This is a genomic window from Helicobacter sp. 12S02232-10 (genome assembly GCF_002272895.1).
Lineage (GTDB): Bacteria > Campylobacterota > Campylobacteria > Campylobacterales > Helicobacteraceae > Helicobacter_J.
This window is the reverse complement of sequence record NZ_MLAQ01000001.1, coordinates 215,673-239,560: the sequence shown is the minus strand read 5'-3', so window position 1 is coordinate 239,560 and position 23,888 is coordinate 215,673. Positions and strand designations below refer to the sequence as shown.

Below are 23,888 nucleotides of genomic sequence, written 5' to 3'. Positions count from 1 at the left end.
GTACCCAAAGAGAAAAAGAAAAAATAGAAGCTTTTGAGCAACTCCAAAAAGATTGTTTATATGGAGATAATGAAGCCTGTAAAAAGGCTTATCGATAGCAATTGAAGATAAATCTCATTCTAATTCAAGTTTATTTTTAATAAGATATCGAATGATAAAATAAAGAATGATAATTTGTATTGCATTGATACTTATATTTAAAATATAAAGAATGATATTCGGAGTTTGATTTGTAGAAATTTGTAAGAAATTATAAAGAGATAACTGATTGAGATAGTTTGTATAAAAATTTGGCAATAAACCCCAAATGATACTTGTAATAACGCCTATTAAAACTTGTAAGCCCAAATAAATAAAAACTCCGACAATAAAGCGATATTTTTTAATTTTTCCTATATTGAGCAGACTCAAAACAAATAAAAACATAATCAAAGACAAGGCGATGGAGGCAAATATATCTAAATGTATCAAAAATGCATTGAGTGGATTTGATAAGAAAAATCGATAAATATTAACGATAATATCTTGCATATGAGGATTGATAACCGCTCCAATAAAGAGGGCTACATAGAACAGACTTAGGCTGATTACTATCCAAAACAAGTTGATAAGAATTTTTGAAATTAAAATCATATCAATACTCAACGGAAGACAAAAAGTCAGATAACCTTGAGAAGAAAAAAGTTTCTTGTTGATTGAATTTAAAATTGCCAATATAATTAGCACAATCCAAAGGAGTAAAGACATAAACAGGACACAATAAAAAATAATTACGAAAGTTTTCAGATAGAGATTGTAATAAAGATCAAGTTTTGAGAAAATACTCACGCCAATAATGGAGAAAAATACCAATGCGTTGAGGAGAAATATCCCCGTATAATTGTCTAAAAAATCGTATTTAAGTAGTTTTTTCATTTAAAAATCTCCTTAAAGGCATTTTCAAGATTGCCAAAACCATTTCGAACATCTTCTACATTTCCAAATCGAATGATTTTGCCATTTTTGATAAAAATACATAAATCAAGGTATTTTTCTACATCATAAACTAAATGAGTTGAAATGATGACACTTGAATCCAAAGCACGGTTTTGTAAAATCAAATCAAAAACTTCTTGGCGTGCTAAAGGATCCACTCCTGCAATGGGTTCATCAAATAAATAGAGTTTGGCTTCTCGTGAAAGTGTTAGGATTAGTTGGAGTTTTTCTTTTGTACCTTTAGAGAGGATTTTGAATCTTTTTTGCAGAGGAATTTGAAATTTTTCCAATAGGAAAAGAGCCTTTTGTTTTTCAAAATCTTTAAAAAAATCTTCATAAAAATCAACGGCTTTTAAAGCATTCCAACTCTCATCTAAAAAATTTACATCAGGAAGATAAGAGGTTACTTTTTTGCTTTCAATTCCGGGTTTATGTCCATTGATAAGAATTTCTCCTTGATATTGGGTCAAAAGGTTGGCTAGAATCTTGATAAAAGTGGTTTTACCTGCTCCATTTGGTCCGAGTAGTCCGATGATTTTTTTATTTGGTAGAGAAAGAGTGATATCATCTAAAACAAGTGAATTTCCATAGCTTTTACTTAAATGATTAATAGAGACTAAGTGAGCTTGCGAAGGTTCCATTATTTTTTCCGTTTTTTCTATTTTAGTGCTGAATGAATCTTATCACAAACAATTTTGATTTGATATTAAAGCCCTCCGAATCTTCTGGTTCTATTTTTAAAATCTTGAATAATTTTAGCAAGATCATCGGAAGTAAAATCCGGCCACAATATCGGGGGGAAAAAAAGCTCAGCATAACTTGCCTGCCAAAGTAAAAAATTTGAAAGTCGCATTTCACCGCCTGTGCGTATGAGTAAATCAACATCAGGGATGTCTTTTGTATCCAAATGGGATTGTATGAGACTGCCCATATCCGATTCTTTGGAATAAGCTTTGGTTTGAATGATTTTTTCGCACGCACGTTTGATTTCATCTCGTGAGCCATAGTTTAGAGCAAGGATTTGTGTCAGGGATGAATTTGTAGCAGTATCTGCTTCAAGAGATTGAATTGTCTGCTTGAGCGGTTCGTTAAAAGCTTCAATATTGCCTATGGTTTTGAATCTGATATTGTTTTCTAAATAGGTTTGTTTTTCCTGAATGAGATATTTTTCCAATAATTTCATCAAGAAATCAACTTCAGTTTTTGGACGATTCCAATTCTCGGTTGAAAAAGCATAAAGAGTTAAGTAAGCAATATTATTTTTTGCACACCAAGTTGTGATTTCTCTGAGTGTATTGATGCCCTCTTTATGTCCTTGAGTTCGTATTTTACCTTTTTGTTTTGCCCACCTGCCATTTCCGTCCATTATGATTGCTAAATGTTTTAATATACTCAAGAAATCTCCCTTGAGGTAGTGCAGGAGTCTATGAGATAAGCAATGTGTTGCCACGAAAATCCTGTTTTATCGCTCAACCCGATTTCGCAAGTACTTGAGCTGCTAAATCCTTGTTTTACATTTTTGTCGGAATAAAATTTTGAAAAATCTTCCAAGGCAGCAGCGTTAAGTTCGGGAGTAAAAAAACCTTTATTCCCGGCAAAACCACAACATCCTGTGTCTTTATGTATAAAAATCTCTCCTTTTGTACAACGTTTAGCTAGAGAGAACATCAAGTTGTCTTGATTAGCTTTTTTTCCTGCACACATCGTGTAAAGCCCAATATTTTCTAAAATAGGTGCGAAATGCAAATAAGGGATCAAAAAATTATCTATATAGACACTTAAGTCATAAATTTTAAGTTCTGAATCTTTGAATTGTTCAAGTAGATGCATACTGCAAGCGGTATGGTCAAGCACAATGGGAATTTTTCCATTTTGAGATAGGGTTTTGAGCATTGCATAGTTTTTGGTTGTATTTTGAACTGAAAGTTTTTTATAGTCTACAAAGGCTTTGCCGCAACATAGAGAATGGATTTTTTCAGGATAGATGACACTGATATTTGCCTTTTTACAAAGAGATTCAAAAGTTTCTTGAATACTTTTTTGATCGGGCATATGTTTTGAAGGTGCAAAAGTGCGATTGATGCAGGTAGTAAAATAAATAACTTGGGAATTTTCTTTGCAAGCGAGTTTGTTAGAGAGCTTGTAATTATTTTTTTGGGGTAGATTTTTTGGAATTTGAGGAAAAATGGAAGTAAAATTTCTAATTTTTGAACTCAAGTTTTGTAAGGTTTTTTCACCAAATACATCAGAAGTTGTTTTTGCAGAAACTAAACCAAATCTTGCTAATGATGTTGTGTTTTTCATATGATTTAGGATTTTTTGGGCAAGAACTTCTCTAAAACCTTTTGCATTTTCTTTTCTAGAGTTTAAGGCAAGAGAACCCACCGGAATTTCAAGTGGGCATAATGTCGCGCACATATTGCACGCAGCACAAGTTTCATCGCTAAAATATTTATAACCCCTTTGAAGCTCTTTGAGGAGTTGCATATCTTTGATATTTCCCTCAAGAGCACTATTTTCAAGACGTTTGATTTCCCTATGGAGAGCGATGCGTTGTCTTGGGGTTAGGGTGAGATTTTTGCTGGGACAAATTTTTTCACAAAATCCGCATTCCATACAAGTATCTATATAATCTTCTATTTCAGTGGCATTTTTTAGATTTTTAACGTGAATTTTGGGATCATTTGAGATAATAACATCAGGATTAAGGAGATTTTTGGGATCAAAAAGATGTTTGATTTTTTTATTGATCTCATAAGCTTTTTTGCCCCATTCAATCTCTACAAAAGGGGCTACCATTCTGCCGGTTCCGTGCTCAGCTTTTATAGAACCGCCAAAACCAGCTACATTTTTAGCCATTTCTTCTATTAGGTTTTCAAAATTTTTACGCTCAGTTTTATTGTCTAAAATAGGGGTGATAATAAAATGAATATTTCCGCTTAGAGCGTGGCCAAAAATGATACCATTGTCTTTAAAGCCGTATTTTTCAAAGAGATTTTCAATCATTGCCACACCTGCTCCAAAATGATCGATTTCAAAACAAATGTCTTCAGTGATGACACAACTTCCCTTTCTTCTAGTGCTTGCTGCGATTGGAAGTAGTCCTTTACGAATTTTCCACCAAGAAGAGTAAATTTTTTCATCGCTACTTTTTTGTATGGGTAAAATTGTCGGAATGTGTGAGATTTCACTAAGAATTAAATTTACATTTTCTAAAAGATTTTCTTTATCCTTGTTTTCTATTTGAATTAAAATGCAAGCGTTATTTGGTTGGATTTGAAAGATGATTTCAGGTACGCCTTTGAAGTTTTGAACACTTTTTAGGGAGGCATAATCCATCACTTCGGCTGCAGAGATGATAGAATTTAAACCAGCTAGAATTTTGATAACTTTTGCTGCTTTCTCCATATCTTTGTAAAATAATAACGCACAGGTTTTATGCGGTAGATCTTGCACGCATTCATATTCGCAAGCAGATATAAAGCCTAAGGTACCTTCAGAACCGATAAAAAGATGACTGAGTATCTCAATTGGATCGGAAAAATCTACCAAAGCATTCAAACTATATCCGGTGGTATTTTTGATTTTATATTTTTTTCTAATCAATTTTTCAAGCTCTTTGTCAGCTAAGATTTCTTCCCTTAATTTTAAGAGTCCCTCCGTGAGATGAGAATGAGTTTTTAAAAATTCTTCCACACTTTTTTTGTCTGATGTATCCAATAGTGTGCCATCAGATAAAATAATACGCAAAGAGACAAGCGTGTTATAGCTGTTTTGCTTGACTCCGCAGCACATTCCGCTGGAATTGTTTGATAAAATTCCTCCAATCATTGCTGTTGTGAGTGTAGCAGGGTCGGGACCTATTTTTTTTCCATAGGGTTTGAGGGCTTCATTTGCTTTTGAACCAATCACGCCACATGAAAGTCTGATCAATTCTGCATTTTTTGAAATATTGATATCTTCCCAATGGTGAGATGTAATCACAAGCACACTTTCTGAACACGCTTGTCCTGAAAGAGAACTGCCTGCAGCCCTAAATGTGAGGGGAATGTTGTATTTTGCACAGAGAGTATAAATTTTTACAATCTCATTTTCGCTGTGAGCTTTAATAATGAGTTTGGGAATATAGCGATAGCATGAAGCGTCCGTGCCATAAACAAATCTCCTTAAATAATCATCATAAACCCTTTTTCCTAAAAATTCTTTGGCTTCTTGTTTGAACGATTCATAATCCTGCATTATGGGAATACCTTGATTTGAAAAAATTTCATAATTTTACCAAATCTGAGAGAGAGTTCTTATCAAAACATTATAAAATAACAAAAAGATTATTTGATTGAGGATTAAAATGAATCAAGAAAAAATTAGAAATAAAAAACTTTTAGGCAAACACAATAAAAGCTATGCCAATCCCATATATTTAGATGGATTTCAACCTGAAGATTATTTAATTATCGACATACGACATCCTTATGATCACGCCCAAGCGCATATCAAGGGAACTTTAAATGTGGTTGATTTGGATAAGATTGCTAAAATTGCTCAAGAAAATGAGGATAAAAAAATCCTTTTGCATTGTTATAGTGGTCATACTGCTTCAGTTTATGGGAGTGAGCTTGTGCTAGCAGGATTAGAAAATATTTATTATCTTGATGAAAATATTTTAGATTTCGAAAGTTTTGGCATCAAAATGGTAAATGAGAAAGAATAGTTTTTTACAAAAATCTCTATTTTTTAAAATTTTTTCTTTAGGAGGGGGCGGGTTCTAACTTGCGGAACATCGCCCACTACACGCTTTTTAAATGCAAATTTCCAAAACCTATTCTTATCTGCTAATGCTTTAATGTAAAAGTTAAAATTGTGGTTTGATTTTTTCTTAAAAGCGTGATGGGGGGGGGTACAGCGTTGTTAAGGGACATAAGGGGCAAACTTTTCAATTTAAGCCCCCTTGTCCCTTAAAAGGCGAAGCCTTAGGAATAAAATAATTTTTGAAAAGGCATTTATGAAAATCAAGTTTTTACAACACTTCTTCCTTTTTAAGCAAATCCTAACATACTTAAAAGAATCACCACTGCTAAGGAAATTAGGGGCAATATAATACCTACAACAGCAATATCTAAATAGCTTTTTCTATGTGTCATTCCCGTTACGGCAAGGAGTGTTAAAACTGCTCCATTGTGGGGTAAAACGTCAAGACCTCCTGAAGAAATTGAGGCAACTCGGTGAAAAAGCTCTAAATTCATATGGTTTTCTATGGCAATTTGGTAGTATTTGTCACCAAGTGCCTCTAGTGCTATGCCCATCCCGCCACTTGCTGAACCTGTTGCTCCTGCCAAAATATTGATGGCAATGGCTTCAGATATCAAAGGACTTCCTTTGATATTCATCAGTAAATGCGTGAGTTGTTCAAATCCGGGGACAATCTTAATCACACTTCCAAATCCGACTGCCGCACTCGTATTGATAATCGCAATCAGCGAACTATTGGCACCATCATTGATAGAGGCAATGAATTGTTTGAAATCTTTAAAACTTAAAATCATTATGAGGATAATACCTAAAAGCAATGAAGGGATAATGGGAATTTTGGCTAGATTGAGTGATAGAACCACTGCAATCAGAGGCAAAATGGAGACAAAGAAAGAAGGTATTTTTTGATTTTTTTCTTTGATTGTTTTTGTTTGAGGTTCATCAAAAACCTCTCCATTTGCTTTGAGTTTTTTTTCGCGATAGATCAAATAAAAATGCCCGCCCGCAGCCATAATAATTGAAGCGATAATTCCCATTATTGGAGCTGCCATTGCGGTAGTGTGAAAATACTTAATAGGAATGAGGTTTTGGATTTGAGGGGTACCAGGAAGTGCCACCATCGTAAAGGTGAAAGCACCCAAGGCGATAGAGCCAGGAATTAATCTTCGAGGAATGTCGGCTTCCCTAAAAAGAGAGATTGCTAAAGGATAAACGCTAAATACTACCACAAAAAGACTCACGCCTCCATAGGTAAGAATGGCAGAAGCAAGCCATATACCTAAAATAGCTTGTTTTTTACCGACAGCTTTACTAATCATTATAGCCACAGAATTTGCCATCTTTGTAGCTTCCATTAATTTTCCAAAGATTGCTCCAAGCATAAAGACTGGGAACCAATCTTTTGCAAAGCCTACAAATCCACTCATATACGGACCTGTATAGCTTGAAAGCAGATCGAGTCCTCCGCTTAGAGCGACGACTCCTGCTGCAATTGGTGCAACCCAGATAATAGACCAACCCAAATAGGCTAAAACCATAATAACAATAAGTCCTAAAAGAATTCCCAACATTTTTCACCTCCTGATATTTTAGTTATTGAACCGTGTATCCGCCATCAATAATCATACTTTGTCCTGTAATATTTTTGGCATGTTCAGAAGCCACAAATAGTGCAAGTTCAGCAATATCATTAATATCGATAAGCGTTTTTTGAGGGATTAGTGGGAAAAGAACTTCATCAAGCACTTTTTCTACACTCACACCTCTTGTTTTGGCTAAATCAGCCATTTGACCTCTTACAAGTGGGGTATCAACATAACCTGGACAAATTGCATTTGCTGTAATTCCATATGTTGCACCCTCTAGTGCTACTACTTTTGTAAGCCCGATAAGTCCGTGTTTAGCGCTATTATAGGCTGATTTTCCGGCAAACCCTATAACACCATTGATAGAGGCCATATTGATAATCCTGCCAAATTTTTGATTTTTCATAATCGGGAAAACATATTTTGTACCCATAAATGCCGCAGTAAGCATTATTTTTATCATAAATTCAAACTTATCAGTTGGAAAATCTTCTATATTGGCTACGTGCTGTAATCCTGCATTATTGATCAAAACATCAATTCGACCGTAATGCTCCATTGCTTGAGAAATTAAATTTTTAATTTCTTCTTCTTTGGTGACATCGCATTTAATACCGATACAGTCAAAACCTTTTTGCTTTTCTTCGTTGATTGCTTTTTCCAAACCCTCTTTGTTAATATCCGAAAAAACAACGCTATATCCGTTAGCTAAAAATTTTTTAGCTATTATTAAACCAATGCCTCCGGCACTACCTGTTATAATTGCGATTTTTTTCATACGTATTCCTTAAAATAAGATTAATGCGACCAAAAAGATAGGGGCTGAAATAATCATAGCGGTGACACAAAACCCCATAATATCTCTCACTCCGAGACCTGCTATTGCCAAAGCTGGAATAGCCCAAAAAGGTTGGATCATATTGGCAAATTGCTCTCCATAGGCAATTGCCATTGTGGCTTTGCCTAAATCCGCACCAATTTCTTTTGCCGCCCCGATAATAAAAGGACCTTGAATAACCCAATGTCCTCCACCGCTTGGGACGGCAAAATTAATAATTGCTGAACTGATAAAAGTTGTGAGAGCAAAGGAGTCCTTATTTGCAATTTGAATAAAAAATTGCGTGATAATTTCGCCAAAACCAGATTTTTCCATTAATAATGCGATGGATGCATAAAAAGGAAATTGAATAATGATGCCTGCACAGCTTGCAGTGGCCTTAGTAACGGCATTCATATAAGCCATTGGTGTTTTATGTAAAACAAATCCCAAAATGATAAAAATCAAATTGATGGTATTGATTGTAAAATTAAAACCATTTTCATAAATATATACACCAAGATAAATGATACCGATAAGCACGACAAATAAAGAGAGAATCCTGCTACTCTCTAGTTTTTGAGCAGGAGTAGGATTGGTTAGGTTTTTAGAAATTTCTTGATAGGGTACTTTTTCTTGTAAAAGTTTGGGATCAATCGGAATAGGGTTTTTAGGTAGCATATAGTAAGTTGCAATTGGCATAACCACAATGAGTCCTATTAAGACAAAAGCGTTATAGCTTGTAAAAATAGTTTGACTTAAGGGAATTATGCCATTACTGATGCTTTCTACAGGGTTACCAGGTGTTGCTGCAAGCAATGGCATTGAACCTGAAAAACCCGCTCCCCAGCTTAAAAATCCTATATATGCACAAGCAATCAAGAGGCCGTAGTCACAGCCCTTAACTTGTCTTGCCATTTCTTTGGCAAAAATTGCTCCGACAATCAAGCCAAAACCCCAATTAATGCTGCAGGCGATGAGTCCAAAGAGTGTGACAAAAAATGCTGCCATTCGTGGAGTTTTTACTAAAGAAGCTGTTTTTTTTAAAAGATTAGAAACTAAACTTGAACTTGCTAAAGCATAGCCACTCACGATAATCAAAGACATTTGCATTGAAAAAGTTAGAAGGTTAAAAAAACCATCTCCCCATATATGAATGACTTTTATGACAGAATGTTGTAAAAAAATACTGATGATGAGCATAATGAAAGTAAGTAAAATCGCAAATATCAACGGATGAGGCAAATATCTAACTACGATTTTTGTCATACTGTCTGCAATTTTTGAAATCATCTTAAACCCTTCATTTAATATTCCAATCTTTCAAAATGCTAGTTTTTAAAGACAAATCTTAAAATTTGCCAAAGTTTTGCTTTTAAGCTCTTCAAGATTTACGCCTTCTTGGAGTTCGATGAGCCTCATTTCATAATCTATAAATTCAAAAACTCCAAGATCGGTAATCAATAAATTGACGACACCACAACCTGTAAGAGGCAAATCACATTTAGGCTTAACTTTGCTTTCTCCATTTTTATTGGTGTGTTCCATAATGACGACAACTTTTTTAGCTCCATGAACTAGATCCATTGCGCCACCCATTCCTTTAACAAGTTTTTTAGGAATCATCCAATTAGCTAAATCCCCATTTTCAGAAACCTCCATACCCCCTAAGATTGCTAAGTCAATATGTCCGCCTCGAATCATTCCAAAAGATTCAGCACTGTTAAAATAACTTGCACCTTTTATAGAGGTTACAGTTTCTTTCCCTGCATTGATTAGATCAGGATCTACTTCGTTTGCAAGCGGGTAGGGTCCGATACCAAGCATACCGTTTTCTGATTGAAACATCACATTTTTAACCCCTTGAGGCAAATTATTTGCCACCAAAGTGGGCATCCCGATTCCCAGATTGATATTCATATTGCTTTTGACTTCTTTAGCAGCACGTTTAATAATAAGTTCTCTAGCAGACATTTAAGCCTCCCTTGTAGTAATTTTTTCGATTCGTTTTTCGTAATTTTGACCTTGATAAATATGTTGCACATAAATTCCGCTCAAATGAATTTCATCAGGTTTAAGCTCTCCAAGTTCGACAATTTCTTCAACTTCGGCTATGGTAATTTTTCCTGCAGTTGCACATAAGGGATTGAAATTTCTAGCAGTTTTGTTAAAAATCAAGTTCCCATAAGTGTCAGCTTTTTGAGCTTTAATAATTCCAAAATCTCCAGTAATTGCGTGTTCTAAAAGATATTTTTTACCATTGAATTCTCTTGTTTCTTTGCCTTGTGCGACCAAAGTGCCTACGCCTGCAGGAGTGTAAAACGCAGGGATTCCTGCTCCTCCTGCTCTGAGTTGTTCTGCCAGTGTGCCTTGAGGTGTTAGGACAACTTCAATTTCGCCATTGATAAATTGAGCCTCAAAGGTTTTATTTTCTCCAACATAAGAAGCAATGATTTTTTTAATTTGTCTGTTTGCGAGCAAAATACCAAGACCAAAATCATCGATACCGCAATTATTGCTTACGATGGTGAGATTTTTAGTCCCTCTATTTTTAATTTCTTGAATACATTTTTCGGGTATTCCACATAATCCAAAACCTCCGACCAATAGTGTATCCCCATCTTTTAGAGTTTTGAAAGCTTCTGAGAGAGAGTGAATAACTTTACTCATTATTTTTCCTTTTGATAGATTTATTTTTTACGATTGACAAGATTTTACAATACTTGCAATTCCTTGTCCGCCACCAATACAGAGCGTTGCAAGTCCATAGACAGACTTTCGTTTAAGCATTTCGTGAATCAGGGTTACAAGGATTCTTGCGCCACTTGCACCTATAGGATGTCCTAACGCAATTGCACCTCCATTGACGTTGAGTTTATCGGGATTAAAATTCAAATCTTTTGCAACAGCAAGACTCTGAGCCCCAAACGCTTCATTTGCCTCAATGAGATCGATCTGATCTAAATTTAATCCTGTTTTATGTAAAACTTTCTTACTTGCTTCTATAGGACCTATGCCCATAATGCTAGGATCAACTCCTGCAGTTGCAAATCCTTGAATGCTAACTAAAGGTTTGAGTCCTAGTTTTTGAGCTTTTTCTTTGCTGCATAAAATAACAATGGCTGCTCCATCGTTGATTCCTGAAGAATTTCCTGCTGTTACACTACCATCTTTTGCAAAAGCAGGTTTGAGTTTTTCTAAAGATTCTATTGAGGCATCTTTTCGAATAAATTCATCATTTTCAAAAATCTTTACGCCTTTTTTATCTGGAATTTCAATGGGGATAATTTCATCTTTAAATCTTCCTGATTGACTAGCTTTGAGAGCTTTTTGTTGGGATTTAAGTGCAAATTCGTCTTGTTCTTGGCGAGTAATGTCATAGCATTTGCATAGATTTTCAGCTGTTTGTCCCATATGATAATCATTGATTGCACACCACAAACCATCTGAGATCATAGAATCTATGAGTTCTGAATTACCCATTTTATAGCCAAAGCGGGCTTTTTTAAGCAAATATGGGGATTGGCTCATATTTTCAACCCCTCCAGCTACAACCAAGTCATTATCACCAATTAAAATGGATTGATAGGCTAGGGCAACGGATTTTAATCCCGAACCACAAACTTTATTGATTGTGAAAGCTGAAACACTTTGATTCAATCCTGCTTTGATGGCAACTTGTCTGGCAGTGTTTTGACCACTTCCAGCTTGTAATACTTGACCTAAAATGACTTCGTCTATTTCTTGTGCAGCTAGATTTATGTCTTTAAGTGTCGCTTTTAAAACCTGCGTTGCTAAATCTGTAGCCGAAATATCCTTTAAGCTTCCACCAAAACTTCCGATAGCTGACCTTTTGGCTGCCACAATCACAATTTCTTTCATATAAAGATTCCTTTAATTTTTTTAGATACTAGCATTATTTAAAATAATGGGTCAATAAAATAATATTTTTGATTTTATATATTTTTTCTTTTTGAAACAAATATGAATATTTTTTAATGTTTTTATCATTTTTAGATAATTAATGAGATCAGATAAATTTTGACAGGGAAAAAAGACAGAAACAGATGGATCAGTCTTTTTTAAATAGGCTTGAAAATCCCTTTATTTTGAGATTCCATATATTTTCGATGATTCTTTTGAGGATATATGCTTTAAAACCAAAAATATTTTTATTTTCTAGTGTGCCTAAAGCATAATTTTTTCCCAAAGAACAAACACTATTTCCAGAGGCAAAAGTAAAAGGTTTGTCAAAATCTTTGTCAGAAAGTATTGCTTCAATGGCTTCGCTGAGATATTTTCCTTCTCTAGTTGCAATTTGGGCAGTTGGGGGATAAAATCGATTTGTAACGGGATCTTGAAGTGCTCCGCAATCTCCGACTACAAATATTTTATTTTTATTAGGCAATTCTTGGAGGGGATGTAAAAAATGATCGATTTTTATTTTGCTACGTTCGCTTTGAAAATAAGGTGAATTTTGGATTACGCTAGAACCTTTTACTCCTGCGCTCCAAATAATTGTATTTGCAATGATTTTTTTATTTTCATCTTGATTTTGTATCAAAATTCCATCTTGAAAACATTCTAAAATTTTAGAATTTTCCAATACTTTGATGCCTAAGTTTTCAAGTCTTTGGCATGCGATTTTGCTCATATTTTGGTCAAACATAGGAAGAATGTGAGGCATTGCTTCAACACAAAAAATTTCTATATCACTCGGATTGATACCTAAAATTTTTGCTTTTTTATGTAGTTCTTGAGCTAAAGAAGCACTGAATTCGATCCCTGTAAAGCCTCCTCCGCAAACAATGAATTTAAGGTCATTTTTATCTTTTTTTTGAAGATAGGTTTCAAGTCTTTTTTGAATATGATTTTTGATATGCAATGCACTTGAAAAAGAAGTGATGCTTAAAGAGTATTCTTCTATGCCCTTGATCCCGAAAGAATCAGATTGAAATCCCAAACCTATAATCAGATAGTCATAATCATAAGTTCCATTTTTTGTAATTACTTTAGTCTCTTCTATGGATAAGACTTCATCGACAATCAGTCCCACTTCTTTGGGAAGAATTTCTTTAAGATCATAGCAGGTGCTTTGATTTTTTGCCCCTGAACTGACTTCGTGCAATAATATTGTATGATAATGATAGGCATTATTATTGATTAAAGTGAATTTAGCTTGCTTCAAAGTATTTTCTTGAAGATTTTTTAAAACACTCAAACAGCCGTAACCTGCGCCCAAAAGAAGAATCTTTGCCTGTTTCATTATTTTCCTTGTAAAGGTATTGTTAATTTTGCAAAGTATTTTATACCAATTAAAACAATAGATTAATTCTTACGTAAAAATATTTATAGAAATATGATTAAAAGCTATAGGTAATATGCACCATTGCGTGGCTTCTATCTGAAATATTATCATTTTGAAGAATCGGTCCATTTCCGATGTAGTAACCTTTATGCGTAACATCCCTAAAATATTCGATTTTTATTCCAGTATCTATATGCTCACTGAAAGTATAGTTCAGATAAAGCGCAAGACTTTGTTCATTTGCTCTTGGACTAGAAGTAAGTCTTCCAAGCAGCTGCCATTTAAAATTTAAAATTTGAGAGCCAAAATACAAAAATCCACTCAAGGCATCTTTGCCTATCATATTTGAAAGAGAGGGTCCGGAATCATAAACGCTGCCTGTCCAAACATTGTAAGTAATTGGATCTCCATAAATTCCTATTTTTCCGTTGGCATTTCCAAAATTTTTATAAAGAATTGCTCCAAAACTATAATTATTGATATCAAATTGTTGTCTGATGAATAAAGTTTGTGCATTTTTTCCGAGTAGCTGTCCAAACACTATAGTATCTCTTGATGTTGGATTTATTCTTTCATACATTGGGAAAAGGGCGACAATAGTAGTTTTTGAACGGAAACCTTCTTGCTTAAAATGAGGGTTTGTATCATAAGTAATATTAAAACCTGGAGCACTCATATTTTCAGGAATATAATAAATATAGGGGGAAATACTCAATCCATTTTTTGAGTATTGAATGCCTCCTGCCATTAATGGAGCGCCACTTGTGTAATATCTGCCATAAGGCCAGAACCAGTCATTATAAGCAGAAGCGCGAGCATCAGAATAGAGTATCCAGACTTTTGTGTCATAATATTTTGCATACGCTTCCACGCCTTGGTTGAATGCACTAAACCAGTCATAACCTTGAGTTTCATATCTTCCGGCTTTGATACCAAAAATGCCTTCATAATCATAGCTGATATAGGCATTATGAATCATAGCAAATCTCGGGGATTGGAGTGTTTGACCACTATGTCCTGCCCAATAACCTATGTATTCGGTAGCAAGGGGACCATCTCCCTGCCAAATTGTAGAATCATAAACAATGCCATTGACCATTCCGCCAACCATTATGTTTAAACCTTTGGCAAGATTCATTTCTAAATCAAGCTCACCCATCATTGTTGCATAAGTTTCAGTAGGATAAATACCCTTATTTGGATCATATTTTTTGGCATCAAAGCCTATTTTTGAAAAAGTGCTTGCTTGTCCTGTCACTTTCATATCAAAACCAAAAAGAGGAAGCAGATTTACGCACATAAAAAATAAGATTTTATTAAAAATTTTATTCATTTTGACTCTCGTAATTCATTGTACCTACCATAGTTAATATCCCTTAAAATGTATGTTTGATATAGGTCGAAATATAACTTCTGTCTTCTTTAATATTATGCTCTAAATACGTTTGATAAACCTGATAGCCTTTTTTGGTAATGTCATCGAAATAGGTGAAGTTAATCCCTAAACTTAATTTATTTGCAAAAAGATAGTCCATATTCAAAGAAAAACTTTCTTCATTGCTTCTTGAACTTGTAGTATAGCGATTAACAACATTCATATCAAATTTTTGGTATTTAATTCCATAAAACACGATATTGTTAAATGCATTATCGGCAAAGATGGCATTATTGGCCGTTCCTCTATCATAAATGGTGCTGTCATTCAAATCTATCCCTAATGGGTTTCCATAGCCACCTACAAATTCGTTTGAATTCCCAAAGTTTTTATAGATTTGAAAACCAAAATGATGCTTAAGATCGTTTTGAGAAATTTTAAAAACTTGTTTGATTAAAAAATTTTCTCCACCTTTGCCCACGCGTCTCCCTTTGTAGCCGTGAAGCGTGGGAACGGTAATTTGTCCAAATACAGGTATTTCTCCGTTGTCATAAACAGAAATTCGATTTTGAGCCATAGGTGTATGGTGAATGTAAAAACTCAACAAACTTGTTTCAGAATTGATGGGAGTTCCCCAAAGATTAAAACTTGTTGCATAGCTTAGATTAAACCCCGACATAAGATAAAGGTTGGGTTGGGATTGGACATATGGATTGAAGATAAATTTTTGAAATTTCATCTTAACCCCTGTAACAAATGTAGGCATTTTGGAAGAATTGATATATTTGAAATCTTTGAGCCATTTTCCTCCTAAAGAAGCTTTTTTATGCGTCATTACTCCCCATATATCGATATGATCAGTTTTAAAATGAATTTCTGCTCCCTCTTGATTTCCTGTAAGCCAGTCGGTATTTCTAAACAAAAATCGTCCGATTTTAAAACTAAAAAAACTATTTTCATATCCGGCATATAAGTTTGAAAAATAATAGTTTTTGGTATTGAGTGCGGTGGCTTTTCGTTGAGCATAAAAACCTTGATAATAACCAAGATATTTATATGCCAATCCGTTTGGATTAACAAGCTTTCCTTCTACATCGCGATCATATTTTGTGGAATCATAAATAATGCCTCCGAATGCAAAACCAACTCCCATATTGAAATGGTTTTTGGTTACTATATCAAGATTGGCTAAAGCATATAAAACAGAGAAACTATCGGTGGGATATTGTCCTGTTGTTTCATTGATTACGGAATGGTTGAGTCCAAATTTGGAATAATTTGCTATATTCCCAGAAAAATTATAATCAAGACCAAATACGATTTTTGCAAATAAAAAAAATAGAAAAATTCGTTTTTTTATAAACATCTGTCTCGTACCCTTTACTATTACTTAATATTTTATTATAACATAATTGATTTTTTGCCGGCATTAGAAATTATGTTGAATATAAGTGGATATAAAGCTTCGATCTTGAGTGACATTTTGCTCTAGAGGCTTTGGTTTATTATTGCTATAACCAAGGGTATAACCTTTAAATGTTGTGTTGCTATAGTATTCTACTTTGAAGCCGGCAGTAAAATTGAGCGGAAATTTATAATCGACACCTATCGAAACTGCTTCCTCTCTTGCTCTGGGGCTATCGGTATAGCGAGCTAAAAATTGCCAGCCTAAGCGATTATATTTCGCCCCCAAAAATAAAAATCCATTGATAGCATCTCGGCGAAATACATCATTCCAAGCTGCGCTATCATAAACACTATTATCGTAATTGTCAAATCCGGTCGGATCTCCATAGGGAGTCAAAAATTCATTTGGATTCCCGAAATTTTTATAAAGCATTGCACCAACATTGTAATTATTGATTTCAAAAGTTTGCTTGATAAGTAAGCTTTGTCCGCCTTTTCCAGCAACTTGGCGACCTGGATATAAAAATATATCGTAATTATTATAAGCACTAGATTTGCTTAGCGCCGGACCGATGTGGCGCATATCTAAAAATATAATTTCAGTTTTTGATCGAAAGCCCTCAAGTTTAAAATTTGGATTTGTATCATAGGTGAAATGAAATCCTGGTGCAATAAAACGGGAATCTTGAGCATAAATATAGGGGTGAATATTAAAGTTTTTATATTTAAAATCTGCTCCTAGTGCATATACGTAGAAGCCTCTGCCATTATCTACGGGTATGTTTTGATTCATATATTTAAAATCTTTAAGCCATTTCCCCCCTAAGGTTGCTCGGCGATTGGTGGTAAAAGCCCAAATTCGAGTATGGGGAATTGCATAGGATTGAAGCGATACCCCTTGAATATATCCGCTGAGCCAGTCTCCAGGAATGTTAAATCTTCCGGCTTTAATCTCAATATATTGTTCGTATTTATAGGCAATAAAGGCATTTTGAACCAAATAATCCCTTGCAGTTCGAGCTGATATTTCTGATCTGTAATCAGGTCCTGGCCAAAAACCAAAATAATTCCAAGCCAATCCTTGAGGGTTTAATACTTCCCCATTTACTGTTCTTTGAAATTTAGTATTGTCAAAGACCATACCTCCCACTGCACCTGCCAATCCTGCATAAAAACCGTATCCAAGATTCATATCTACTCCCAAGATGGCAGTTACAACAGAAAAAGAATCCGTTGGGTATTTTCCTGTATCTTGATTGATTTTATCGTTATTGAAGCCAAATTTTGATGAATTTTGGAATTGTCCGCTAACTTTATAATCAAATGCATAGCCAAAAGAGATAAGTATTCCTGTTATTAGTAAGTTCTTTGTCAAAATTTTCATTGTCACTCCTCCAAATATTAAACAATTTTAATTTAATGTTAGAACAGATTAAAAACAGATTAAAAAGGTAAAGTAGGATTATTTTAAGAAAGAAAGATTTATTTTTGTAACATAATTAAATGTTACAAAAATATTTTTTATCAGAAACTATAGCTGATATGGGTCATAATATGGCTTCTGTCTTGTGTGATATTTTTTGCGATTCCAAAACTTCCCGCTGCTTTATCAGCGACACCAGTAGCGGGATTGATAACGCTTCCATCTCTATCAAGATAGCCTGCTCCAGGATTGTATCCTGCTTTTGTAGTTGAATCAAACCACTCTAGTTTTATGCCTGCTTGGATATGATTGGTGAATTGGTAATCTAAATAAAGCGCTAAACTTTGTTCATTGGCTCTAGGAGCAGTTGTTACTCTCCCGACAATATCCCAGCTGAATTGTCCATAGCTTGCCCCACCTCTTAAAAATGCGGTAAAAGCATCAGCGGCGGTAATGTTGTTTATACCAGCATAACCGATATTGTAAATACTATCTGTCCATTGTTCAATACCGATTGGGTTTCCATAAGTTCCTATGTTGGGGTTAGGATTCCCTATATTGATGTATAGACCCCCGCCAAAATTGTAGTTATTGAGGTCAAAACGTTGTTTGATAAGAATGGTTCCTCCGCCAGGTCCTTGTAATCCCTTCCATTTTCCACCATCAAGGTAGGGATCCCAAGTATTGTATCTTGCGGGAGCGTATCTGCCGTATTTATCATTATTGGCCTGATAGACATACATTCCAATAACTGTAGTTTTTGATCGGAAACCCTTTCCTTCAAAGTTTGGATCTGTATCATAAATAAATTTAACACCTGGAGCTGTAAAGGTTTCAGGAGAGAACCATACAAAAGGTTCGGCAGTGAGACCTTTATGATTGTAAGTAACTCCTAAAGCATGGACTCCGTAGTATTTTTCTCGATAAAAATTATAGAGCCACTGGCCATCTGCTATTCCTCTTCCCCAAGAAGTGAAAGCATAGAATGTAAAGTCAGATAATTTGAGCGTTGCTTTGGCACCTTCTGTATATTGGTAAAACCAATCCATATCTGATTTATATCGTCCTACGATAATATGAAACATATCGTTGTATTTGTAGTCTAAATAGGCATTATAAATAATGTAGTTTTTTGCATTGCGGGCTGTGGCATTTGTGTAATAGTCGGGGAACCATCCGTTCCATTCCCCCATATATTCATATCCCAAACCATAAGGACTTGCAAGACCCCCATTGACATTTTTTGCGAATTTGGTTGAGTCATATACTTGCCCGCCGACTGCTCCACCAATTCCTGCACTTAAGCCATCTGCAAGTTGTGCATCTACTTGAAGTGTTCCGGTGATATTTACAAAACTTTCTGTGGGGTATTGTCCTTTCATTGCGTCAATCCTGCTGTTATTGAAGCCAAATTTTGAAAAATTGATTGCACTCCCGCTGACCTTGTAATCAAAACCATACACGCTGGTCATCATCAGCATTGAAGCAACCAGATGTTTTATATTCTTTCTTAGCATTCTTTCTCCTTTTGGATTTTTGCATAATGTTTTTTGTAGATCCCGATTATATCCGAATAATGATAAATATTGATATTTTATTCACAAAATCTTGATAATTGTGAATAAAATATTTTTGGTAATAAAATATTCTTTATTTGACTAAAAATAATGATTTGAAAAATTAACACAGGATGAGTGTGTCAATTTATTTTGGAAGTATTAAAATTTTGTTCGGATAAAAGTCATCATATGGCTTCTGTCTGAAATATTTTGAGGCTGACCTGGAACTCTACCTGTATCACCAACTTTATATCCAGCTTTTGTAAGATCGTTGAAATATTCTAATTTGAGTCCTGCTGAGACATATCGAGTAAAATCATAAGCAATATTAGCAGCTATGCTTTGTTCATTACTTCTTTTGCTTGTTGTGAGTCTCCCTAAGATCCCCCATCTAAAATCTCCGTGCACTCCGCCACCATAGATAAATCCCGTAAGAGCATCTTCACCCATCATATCACTGATAGAAGCACCGATGTCATAAGCACTTGCAGTCCAAAAGTCAATCCCGACAGGGTTTCCATAGGTTCCGACTTGGGCGTTGGCATTACCGAAGTTTTTATAAATACCTCCTCCAATATTGTAATTATCGATATCAAATCTTTGTTTGATAAGAAGAGTTTGACCATTTTTTCCGGTAGGATTGCCATATCGATTGACATCATAAACCCTTGGATCAAAAATGGCAAAAAGACCAATTACAGTTGTCTGAGAACGAAATCCGATTCCTTCAAAATTTGGATTGGTGTCATAATCAAATTGAATGCTTGGGGCAGTATAGGTTTTTGGAGAAAAATAGATAAACGGAGATACGCTGAATCCGTTGTGTCTATAGGTTCCCTTAAAGGCGTGAATCCCTAGGTTAATTGTTTTTCCTTCGGGGGTAGTATAGGTTTTTGGGGCATAAAAATCATAAAGCCATTCATCATAGGCAAAAGCTCTTCCATAGGAACTAAACCACCAAAGTTTAAATTTTGAAAACTTGGCATAAAGCTCAAAACCCTCAGTAAAACCACTCATAAAATCAGCACCTGATTCATAGCGCCCGCCTTTGATTCCAAAAACTCCTTCATAATCATAATCTAAATAGGCGTTGTAAATCACATAAGTTCTTGTATTTTGAGTCATTCCGACATTATAATCAGGGCTTTGCCAAGGTGCTGTTCCATTGTATTGCGCCCAATATCCAATATAGTTAAAAATAACCGATCCAAAGCGTTGCCCCGTTGCTGTATCTATAAGATTTCTTGTTGAATCATAAGCTAATCCTCCAATCATTCCCCCGATTCCTCCGGTAAGTCGATGAGATGTTGTTGATTTTGGGAGCAGATTCATATCAACTTGCAGTGCTCCCACAACGGTTACAAAACTATCTGTAGGATATTTGCCTTCTGTTGAGTTTATGGGTGTATTATTAAAACCAATTTTCGAAAAAGATTCGGCTTTACCACTCACTGTGTAATCAAAAGCGTAAAGCGAAGAAACCCCAATAAAAGCAAATAGAACAAAATGAAAATATAATTTTTTCATATGCTATCCTCCTCAGAAAATATTATATATAAGATAAAAATTATCTTTATTGTATCCATTCTAACACAAATTATTTTTGTTTTTATTGAAGCAGGCAGGCAAGTTTTCGTTGTGTGAATTTTTTACACATATTGTGTTTTTATATTTATAACAAAAAATGCTCCATTACAGCCATCCTTACGGCAACACCGTTTGTAACCTGTTCTAATACTTTACATCTTGGATCTTTGAGTATTTCATCTTCAATATCGACGTTTCTATGGACGGGTCCGGGGTGTAGGATAATGATATCTTTGTCTTTTATGAGTTCTTTTGTAATGCAAAAATCATAAGCGTAATCTTTGAGTGAGCCGTATGTTTGAGTATCGTGTCTTTCGGTTTGGGTTCTAAGGCTCATAATAGCATTGACTTCATTGATGATAGAGCGCAGATTGGAAGTTGTTTTTAAACGGGTTTGAGGTAAGAAGTGCGGTGGGGCTACTAAGATAATTTCCATCCCATAGCGTTTCAAAAGCTCAATATTACTATTGGCAACTCTTGAATTTTTTATATCCCCTATAATGGCTATTTTTTTACCCTTAAGATTGTTTTTAAAATGATTTTTTAATGTTAGCAAATCAAGCAAAGCTTGTGTAGGATGGGCGTGTGCGCCATCTCCTCCGTTAATGATGGGGCAAGAAACGTATTTTGCTAAATGTTCGCCTGCTCCAGCGTTCTTATGTCGAATGATGATTGCATTGGGTTTCATAGCATTGAGATTTGCGGCTGTGTCTGATATGGATTCTCCTTTGGCGGTGGAACTTTTGCTTACATCGAGTCTTACAACGCTTGCACCAAGTTTTTTTAGAGCAATTTCAAAACTGCTTAAGGTTCGCGTTGAATTTTCAAAAAATATCGTGACAGCCATTTTTCCTTTGAGTGTATGGGTTGCTTCTTCTTTTAAATAAGCGTTGGCTTTTTTTAAAATTTCATTAATTTCATCAGTGTCCAGATCAGTTGTTTGTATCAGATGCCGCATTTTTACTCCAGTTTTTTATGATAAAATTTGGATATGATTTTAACGTAAGTAAATTGATAAAAGACTCTGCACGCAAAATTAAATTAGGCTTTTTAAACAATGTATAAAATATTTGTCTTCTTTTTGGGAATTCTGTTTTTTTTGGGCTGCACTAGTTATTATACAGATAGTTACAAGCCCGATGTGATTGTAGAGAAAAAAATACAGGCAAGTCGAAAAGGTGAAATTATTAAGGATCAAAAGCCTGTAGTAGTTGCTGTAGCTACTCATTTAAACGAAGTAGATAATGTCATATATGGAAATAGAGAATATTTTTTTGTCGAAGTTTTCAGTGAAAGACAAGATATTTTTTATGATGGTGTCATTAGCTTTACACTTTTCAAAAAGCCTCCGATTTGGGTGCGAGAAATCAAAAAAGATGAATATGATACAATATTAAGTTCCTCCAATAAATGGAGCAGAAGTTTTTTAATTGCATTTAATAAGCTTGATTCTTTAGCTTCAAGGAAAGCAAAATTGGTGATGGATGTTTATAATTTTGGAAAAATAACGTTTGATTTTACTTATCAGGCTATCCCAATGCAGTTTTAGAAATAATGAGACTAGATAATTATTTAGCAAAAAATGGATATTGCAAAAGCAGAGAAAAAGCTAAATCGTTGATTCTTGAGGGTAAGGTGAGTGTCAATAATCGCTACATTTTAAAACCATCTTTTGAGATTGATTTAAAGTCAAATGAGTTGATTGTCTTAAATACCGAAAGGCTTTTTGTTGGCAGAGCCGGAGAAAAACTTTTGAACTATATCGAAAAAATTGGTATTGTATGCGAAGGTAGGTATGTTTTGGATGTTGGATCAAGTACGGGTGGGTTTGCACAAGTTCTCTTGAGCAAAGGAGCTGCGGAAGTGACTTGTGTAGATGTTGGAAGCGATCAGCTCGATATGGAATTAAGAAAAGATCCTAGAATAAAGCTTTTTGAACGATGTGATATTAGAAATTTTTCTAGCTTAAAAAAATTTGATTTGATTGTATGTGATGTGAGTTTTATTTCTTTGAGCAAAATTTTAGATTCTTTGATTTCTTTGAGCGATCAATATATTTTGCTGTTTAAGCCTCAATTTGAAGTGGGTAAAAAAATAAAGAGGAATAAAAAAGGTGTCATTTTAGATAAAGAAGCCGTTGCGTCTAGAATGCAAGAATTTTCGCTCGAGCTTAATACTAAGGGGCTCAAGATTTACGATATTCAAAAATCATCATTGAGAGGAAAGGAAGGGAATGAAGAGTTTTTTTTCCATATCAGAAAATCTTAAAATCACTAGTGTGGCAATAGGGAAATTTGATGGGGTGCATTTAGCCCATCGGAAGCTTTTTGACCTTTTGGATACAAATGGTTGTACTCTTGTGATTGATAAAGCTGGGAGTGAGTGTATCACGCCCTTGGAAATTCGTCAAAAACTGATTCCTTGTCCTGCTTATCTCCTCCCATTCAAAGAAATTCATTCTTGGGATGGTAAGGAATTTATCCATTTTTTGTGCCAAAAATTACCACATTTAAAAAGAATTGTCGTGGGCTATGATTTTCGATTTGGTAAAAATAAAAATTATGGTGCTGATGATCTGAAAAGCCTTTTTAAGGGTGAAGTTGTGATTGTTCCTGAAATTAAAATTGAGGGCATTCCTTTACATTCAAGCATCATTAGGGAATTGATCGGATTTGGAGACATTTTTTTGGCAAATAAACTTTTGGGGCGCAATTATGAACTTTTTGGTAAGGTCGTATCCGGACAGAATTTAGGTTCTAAGGAGCTTTACCCGACTATTAATATAAAAACGCGCTTATTTGTATTGCCTGGAAATGGTGTATATGCAAGTTTAACGCGTATTCAATCGAAGGTTTTTCCTTCTGTATCTTTTGTAGGGAATCGCTTGAGTACTGATAGAAATTTTTCGATTGAGAGTCATTTGCTCGATAAAGAAATTGTTTTGGATCAAAAAAGCATTCGTATTGAGTTTGTTCAAAAGATCAGAGACAATAAACATTTTCAATCTCTTCCTGAGCTTAAAACTCAAATTGGTGCAGATATTCAAAATGCCAAACAAATCTTAAGGTGTTTATAGTTGATTTTGAACTTCAGTATAGATTT

The 23,888-nt window shown here is 34.7% G+C and carries 21 protein-coding genes; 4 read left to right on the top strand and 17 right to left on the bottom strand.

Features of this window, described 5'->3' with window-relative positions:
* Positions 1-114 precede the first annotated feature (114 nt).
* The 4 genes from BKH41_RS01210 to BKH41_RS01195 form a co-directional block, all read right to left on the bottom strand.
* Entirely contained in the window at positions 115-915 is an 801-nt protein-coding gene (locus tag BKH41_RS01210) for a hypothetical protein (RefSeq protein ID WP_095296596.1), read from the bottom strand.
* Complete coding sequence (locus BKH41_RS01205; RefSeq protein ID WP_095296595.1) at positions 912-1,616, bottom strand: ABC transporter ATP-binding protein; 705 nt, start codon at positions 1,614-1,616, stop codon at positions 912-914. Before BKH41_RS01205 ends, BKH41_RS01210 begins: the two co-directional genes overlap by 4 nt.
* Before the next feature lie 65 nt (positions 1,617-1,681).
* Positions 1,682-2,371 (bottom strand): di-trans,poly-cis-decaprenylcistransferase, encoded by a 690-nt coding sequence (locus BKH41_RS01200; protein ID WP_095296594.1) that lies wholly within the window; start codon positions 2,369-2,371, stop codon positions 1,682-1,684.
* A complete protein-coding gene (locus BKH41_RS01195) occupies positions 2,368-5,217 on the bottom strand; it encodes an FAD-binding and (Fe-S)-binding domain-containing protein (RefSeq protein ID WP_095296593.1) in 2,850 nt (949 codons plus the stop codon). The genes BKH41_RS01200 and BKH41_RS01195 overlap by 4 nt, the downstream gene beginning before the upstream one ends.
* 106 nt (positions 5,218-5,323) lie before the next feature.
* On the opposite strand from BKH41_RS01195, the gene BKH41_RS01190 reads away from it, so the two are divergent.
* On the top strand, positions 5,324-5,686 hold the full coding sequence (locus BKH41_RS01190; RefSeq protein WP_095296592.1) for a rhodanese-like domain-containing protein: 363 nt from the start codon (positions 5,324-5,326) through the stop codon (positions 5,684-5,686).
* Positions 5,687-6,011: 325 nt separating this feature from the next.
* Here BKH41_RS01190 and BKH41_RS01185 read toward each other — a convergent pair whose 3' ends face one another.
* The 13 genes from BKH41_RS01185 to BKH41_RS01125 all read right to left on the bottom strand — a co-directional run bounded on the left by BKH41_RS01185 (position 6,012) and on the right by BKH41_RS01125 (position 21,744).
* Complete coding sequence (locus tag BKH41_RS01185; protein ID WP_095296591.1) at positions 6,012-7,295, bottom strand: GntP family permease; 1,284 nt, start codon at positions 7,293-7,295, stop codon at positions 6,012-6,014.
* Between the two features lie 22 nt (positions 7,296-7,317).
* Positions 7,318-8,088, bottom strand: coding sequence for a 3-hydroxybutyrate dehydrogenase (locus tag BKH41_RS01180; protein WP_095296590.1), 771 nt, complete (start codon positions 8,086-8,088; stop codon positions 7,318-7,320).
* A 9-nt stretch (positions 8,089-8,097) separates the two neighbouring features.
* Positions 8,098-9,420 (bottom strand): TIGR00366 family protein, encoded by a 1,323-nt coding sequence (locus BKH41_RS01175; protein ID WP_095296589.1) that lies wholly within the window; start codon positions 9,418-9,420, stop codon positions 8,098-8,100.
* A gap of 45 nt (positions 9,421-9,465) precedes the next feature.
* Positions 9,466-10,101: a 3-oxoacid CoA-transferase subunit B gene (locus BKH41_RS01170; RefSeq protein WP_095296588.1), complete on the bottom strand. Its 636-nt coding sequence runs from the start codon at positions 10,099-10,101 to the stop codon at positions 9,466-9,468.
* A complete protein-coding gene (locus BKH41_RS01165; protein WP_095296587.1) occupies positions 10,102-10,797 on the bottom strand; it encodes a CoA transferase subunit A in 696 nt (231 codons plus the stop codon).
* A 27-nt stretch (positions 10,798-10,824) separates the two neighbouring features.
* The gene (locus tag BKH41_RS01160) at positions 10,825-12,009 is read right to left on the bottom strand and encodes an acetyl-CoA C-acetyltransferase (protein ID WP_095296586.1); all 1,185 of its coding nucleotides are present in this window, start codon (positions 12,007-12,009) and stop codon (positions 10,825-10,827) included.
* 190 nt (positions 12,010-12,199) lie between these two features.
* Positions 12,200-13,393, bottom strand: coding sequence for an NAD(P)/FAD-dependent oxidoreductase (locus BKH41_RS01155; protein WP_095296585.1), 1,194 nt, complete (start codon positions 13,391-13,393; stop codon positions 12,200-12,202).
* Positions 13,394-13,490: 97 nt separating this feature from the next.
* Entirely contained in the window at positions 13,491-14,768 is a 1,278-nt protein-coding gene (locus BKH41_RS01150; protein ID WP_257875359.1) for an outer membrane family protein, read from the bottom strand.
* 43 nt (positions 14,769-14,811) lie between these two features.
* Positions 14,812-16,176 (bottom strand): outer membrane family protein, encoded by a 1,365-nt coding sequence (locus BKH41_RS01145; protein ID WP_095296584.1) that lies wholly within the window; start codon positions 16,174-16,176, stop codon positions 14,812-14,814.
* Between the two features lie 63 nt (positions 16,177-16,239).
* A complete protein-coding gene (locus BKH41_RS01140; protein ID WP_095296583.1) occupies positions 16,240-17,601 on the bottom strand; it encodes an outer membrane family protein in 1,362 nt (453 codons plus the stop codon).
* Positions 17,602-17,741: 140 nt separating this feature from the next.
* On the bottom strand, positions 17,742-19,157 hold the full coding sequence (locus BKH41_RS01135) for an outer membrane family protein (RefSeq protein ID WP_257875358.1): 1,416 nt from the start codon (positions 19,155-19,157) through the stop codon (positions 17,742-17,744).
* A 201-nt stretch (positions 19,158-19,358) separates the two neighbouring features.
* Positions 19,359-20,726, bottom strand: coding sequence for an outer membrane family protein (locus BKH41_RS01130; RefSeq protein WP_095296582.1), 1,368 nt, complete (start codon positions 20,724-20,726; stop codon positions 19,359-19,361).
* Positions 20,727-20,871: 145 nt separating this feature from the next.
* Entirely contained in the window at positions 20,872-21,744 is an 873-nt protein-coding gene (locus tag BKH41_RS01125; protein WP_095296581.1) for an aspartate carbamoyltransferase catalytic subunit, read from the bottom strand.
* 99 nt (positions 21,745-21,843) lie between these two features.
* On the opposite strand from BKH41_RS01125, the gene BKH41_RS01120 reads away from it, so the two are divergent.
* From BKH41_RS01120 to BKH41_RS01110, 3 genes are read left to right on the top strand one after another with little or no spacing between them, the layout of a single operon-like run.
* Positions 21,844-22,335 (top strand): hypothetical protein, encoded by a 492-nt coding sequence (locus BKH41_RS01120; protein WP_095296580.1) that lies wholly within the window; start codon positions 21,844-21,846, stop codon positions 22,333-22,335.
* 5 nt (positions 22,336-22,340) lie between these two features.
* Positions 22,341-23,054: a TlyA family RNA methyltransferase gene (locus tag BKH41_RS01115; protein WP_095296579.1), complete on the top strand. Its 714-nt coding sequence runs from the start codon at positions 22,341-22,343 to the stop codon at positions 23,052-23,054.
* Positions 23,020-23,862: a bifunctional riboflavin kinase/FAD synthetase gene (locus BKH41_RS01110; protein ID WP_095296578.1), complete on the top strand. Its 843-nt coding sequence runs from the start codon at positions 23,020-23,022 to the stop codon at positions 23,860-23,862. The genes BKH41_RS01115 and BKH41_RS01110 overlap by 35 nt, the downstream gene beginning before the upstream one ends.
* The last annotated feature ends 26 nt before the right edge of the window (positions 23,863-23,888 follow it).